Genomic DNA, 2711 nt, shown 5'->3' with positions numbered 1-2711 from the left:
TGGCGCAGGCGTCCACGATCAGGCGGCCCCCCATGGCGGCCAGATCATCATGCAGGCTGGTCGCGGTGGTGCGTTCCGTCAGCGCCACGCGGTCGCGCAGCAGCATGGCGCCCGTGTCCAGCCCGGCATCCATCTGCATGATGGTGACGCCACTTTCGCTGTCACCGGCCAGGATGGCGGCCTGTATGGGGGCCGCCCCGCGCCAGCGCGGCAGCAGGCTGGCATGGATGTTCAGGCACCCGTAGGTCGGGGCCTGCAACATCTCCACCGGCAGGATCAGCCGTAGGCCGCGACCACGGCGGCATCCAGACTCAGGGCGCGGAAATGGGCCTGTTCCTCCGCATTGCGGCGCAGGCTCAGGGGCGTGCGGACCGCAATGCCAAGGGCCTCCGCCGCCTGATGCACGGGGGAGGGACGCAGCTTCTTCCCCCGTCCCGCCGGGCGGGGGGGCTGGCTGTAGACGGTTACGATGTCATGCCCGGCCGCGTGCAGGGCATGCAGGGCCGGTACCGCGAAGTCGGGCGTGCCCATGAAGGCCAGTCGCATGTGATGGGGGGTCCGTTCAGGCTGGGCCGAACCATCCGCTCACGTCAGGTTCCGGCGGGGTGGCGCGCGGGCGGGATCAGTGCTTCTGGCGCTGTTCCTTGGCCAGGCGGCGCATGATCATGTTGCGCTTGAGGGTGGACAGGTGATCGACGAACAGGATGCCCTCCAGATGGTCGATCTCATGTTGCAGGCAGGTGGCCAGCAGGCCATCGGCCTCCAGTTCCTGCCGCTTTCCGTCCATGTCCTGATAGCGCACGCGCACGGCCTCGGGGCGGATGACCTCGGCGTACTGGTTGGGCAGGGACAGGCAGCCTTCCTCCCGCGCGGCCATGCTGTCGGTCTCGGCAATGACTTCGGGGTTGATCAGCACGATCGGGTTGCGGCCCTCGTCCCTGTCGGACACGTCCACAATGGCGAAACGCAGGCTCAGCCCCACCTGCGGGGCCGCCAGCCCGATGCCGGGGGCCTGGTACATGGCGGAGAACATGCGGGGGATGGTGGTGCGCAGCTCGCTCATGTCCTCCGGGCGGACAAGGCGGGTTTTCTGGCGCAGGACCGCCTGGGGCGCGACCAGGATCGGCATGGGGGTCGCCTGAGCGATGACATCATGATCAATCATATTCCGCCATTTAGCGTTTCCGTCCACGCGATGCCAGTGGTGATGGAACCAAAATGCCGATAGCGGCGTGGTTCGCCTTTCGTACGGGTCCTGCCCTTGCGTATGGCTATTATTCTCCCATATCGTGAAGGGACGGGAAGCGGATGCCGTTTCGGGTCCGTTTCTTCGTTTCTTGTCTCGCTCGAGCAGAGGAGGCCGATTTGTCGGGAAGAGTTTTCGGGTCGCCCATGTTTCTGGGGTTCGACCATCTGGAGCAGATGCTGGAACGCGCATCGAAAAATGCGTCGGACGGGTATCCGCCCTATAACATAGAGCAGGTCAGCCCAACGACACTGCGCATCACGCTGGCCGTGGCCGGGTTCGTGATGGAAGACCTGCACATCACGCAGGAAGACAACCAGCTCGTCATTCGCGGGCGGCAGAGTGATGACGGGCAGGGCCGCATTTTCCTGCACCGTGGCATAGCGGCGCGCCAGTTCCAGAAGGCCTTTGTCCTGGCCGAGGGAATCGAGGTCGGTGGCGCGTGGCTCGATAACGGGCTGCTGCATATCGAACTCCAGCGCCCGCAGCCTGAAGTGCGCGTACGCAAGATCGAGATCACCCGCCCCCCCGCCGCGCCGTCGCATGAACGTGTGCCGCCGGTGGTGGATGTGCCCGCCGGGCGCAAGCAACGTGTCGTGAGGGTGATTGACGAGGAATGACAGCCTGCGCCGTAATGTAACGACCCATGTTGCGATGCAGATGGGAAGGGTGGTTCTCCCTTCATGATGCAGGAGATGACGCGATGAGAGTTACAACACAGAATGGTCGGGTACTGCTGCATAACGAACCGGAAACGCCGGTTGGCAGCCCGCATGAAATCAGCATCGGTGAACTGCGTGGCCTGGGCGTGGAATCGGTGGCCTACATCCGGGCGGTCAAGGTTGATGGCGCCAACGCGTTCACCATCCACGCGGCCGATGGCACGCCCATGGCCGTGACCGATGACCGGGATGCGGCGATCAACGCCATCCTCAGCCACGAGATGATACCGGTTCCCCTCCACTGACCTTTTCATGTGCCTGATGGCATGATGCCCTGCCCCGATGAAACGGGGCAGGGCCATTTTTCATTTGTACGGCGCGGCGTCAGTTATTGCGGTCTGGCCGTGGGGTCGAGCCAGCCGATATTTCCATCCGGCCTGCGGTAGAGGACATTGACCGTATCGGTCGTGCTGTCACGGAAAAGCTGGATCTGGCTGTCCGCGAGGTCAAGGCGCATCACCGCCTCGCTCACGCTCAGCGTGGGAATCTCGGTGGGGTGTTCGGCAATGATGGTGGCGTAGGGGCCGGTCGCGCGCAGCGACGTGTCCTCATCCTCCTCCAGCGCGGCTTCCCCGTCCATGGCGGCGTCCATCGCGCATCCTGGGGCATGCCGGGGCGCAGGACATAGCCCCGGCCTATTTCGGGCACCTGCTGGCGGGCCTTCATATGGCCATGGTTGGTGGCCTTGCGGTGGTAGCGGCGCAGGCGGCGCGCGATGTGCTCCGCCGCGTCGTCAAAGGCGG

The 2711-nt window shown here is 64.7% G+C and carries 4 protein-coding genes and 1 pseudogene; 2 read left to right on the top strand and 3 right to left on the bottom strand.

The features are described from left to right. Positions 1–546, bottom strand: a pseudogene (locus JCM25156_RS24330) (methionyl-tRNA formyltransferase); the annotation flags it as partial. 76 nt (positions 547–622) lie between these two features. After that, positions 623–1165 (bottom strand): peptide deformylase, encoded by a 543-nt coding sequence (gene def / locus JCM25156_RS13135; protein WP_025813438.1) that lies wholly within the window; start codon positions 1163–1165, stop codon positions 623–625. Between the two features lie 227 nt (positions 1166–1392). Here def and JCM25156_RS13130 point away from each other — a divergent pair, with 227 nt between their 5' ends. Next, on the top strand, positions 1393–1866 hold the full coding sequence (locus JCM25156_RS13130; protein WP_084296517.1) for an Hsp20 family protein: 474 nt from the start codon (positions 1393–1395) through the stop codon (positions 1864–1866). Positions 1867–1949: 83 nt separating this feature from the next. Further along, positions 1950–2213: a DUF1150 family protein gene (locus JCM25156_RS13125; RefSeq protein ID WP_025813436.1), complete on the top strand. Its 264-nt coding sequence runs from the start codon at positions 1950–1952 to the stop codon at positions 2211–2213. Positions 2214–2296: 83 nt separating this feature from the next. On the opposite strand, the gene JCM25156_RS31235 is transcribed toward JCM25156_RS13125, so the two are convergent. After that, positions 2297–2560, bottom strand: coding sequence for a sigma 54 modulation/S30EA ribosomal C-terminal domain-containing protein (locus JCM25156_RS31235; RefSeq protein WP_242402654.1), 264 nt, complete (start codon positions 2558–2560; stop codon positions 2297–2299). Positions 2561–2711: the final 151 nt, after the last annotated feature.

It is taken from the genome of Komagataeibacter kakiaceti JCM 25156 (genome assembly GCF_000613305.1).
Note: the sequence above shows the minus strand (reverse complement) of the source record. Positions and strands in the feature narration are given on the sequence as shown.